This window comes from Ureibacillus terrenus (genome assembly GCF_006569205.1).
Lineage (GTDB): Bacteria > Bacillota > Bacilli > Bacillales_A > Planococcaceae > Ureibacillus > Ureibacillus terrenus.
In genome coordinates this window covers 1-1,082 of sequence record NZ_VIGD01000062.1, presented here as the reverse complement: position 1 = coordinate 1,082, position 1,082 = coordinate 1, and the positions used below count along the sequence as shown (strand labels likewise).

The 1,082-nt window shown below is 43.3% G+C and carries 1 protein-coding gene; it reads left to right on the top strand.

Annotated elements, in window-relative coordinates; translation table 11 throughout:
- A partial coding sequence (locus FKZ59_RS14380; RefSeq protein WP_342777683.1) for a transposase occupies positions 1 to 1,007 on the top strand: 1,007 nt, incomplete at its 5' end.
- Positions 1,008 to 1,082: the final 75 nt, after the last annotated feature.

Sequence of the window (1,082 nt, the reverse complement as noted above, 5' to 3'; positions counted from 1 at the left end):
GGCTGCCACAAACACTAACCGAATGGCTGAAATCATATTCTCATGTACAAGTGATGAGCAGGGATGGGTTTACAGGATTTCGTCAGGGGATTACGAATGCCAACCCTTCCATCCTTCATGTATATGATCGATGGCATTTTACCGGGAATGCGAAGAAGAGACTGGATCTTCTTCTTTTATCGATCGTTCCCTCTGTAATGACATGGAGTGAACCTAACCCCTCTGTTCGTGAAATCGAAATGACAAAGGCAGAAAAAAGGAAAAAGCAGCGTCAGGAACAAAAATGGGCACTCATTCAAGAAATCCAAACCGCTCATTCATCAGGAAAAAGCATTTCCAGGCTCGCAAGGGAATATGAGCTGGATTGGAAAACGGTGAAAAAATATCTCCAGATGACCACCCCGCCACTGGTTCATCGGCGAAAAAGAAAAATACCGATTTCCCCTTTTTTGGACCGTGTCATTGAGTTAGAATCCCAAGGTCAAACCATCTCCTCCATCGATTCCCTTCTTCGCAAAGAAGGATATGCCGGCACGTTTTCGGCAGTGCGAACCGCCGTAGAAACGATTCGACGGAATCGGAAGAGGAATGATCCATCGACATTGGAACATCGTATCACAAGAAAACAGCTGGCTTATTGGATATGGTCGCCGTATCATCGACTTTCAGAAAAAGAGAAAATGGATCTGGAACAATGCCTAAAAACGTATCCAGCTGCTCGTCCCGTCTATGAAGTAGTGCAAGAATATCGGGAAGCTGTGGATCAAAGAGATTATGACCGTTTTCTTGTTTGGCTGCGTGGTCAGCTTTCGGATTCAAAACAGCCATTTTATTCTTATGCGAAGCGCTTGCGCAGCGATTTGCAGGCAGTAAAACACGCTTTTCTTCTCCCATACAGCAATGGGGTACTAGAAGGTCAAATCAATCGGTTAAAAACCATTAAACGAATGATGTATGGCCGTGCTGGATTAGACTTGTTAGAAAAAAGGGTTCTCTATAGACTTTAATTATTATTTTAATAAAACAATAAAAATCTCCAACAGGGATGATAGGAAGGCATTCACCAAATATACGTAAGAGCC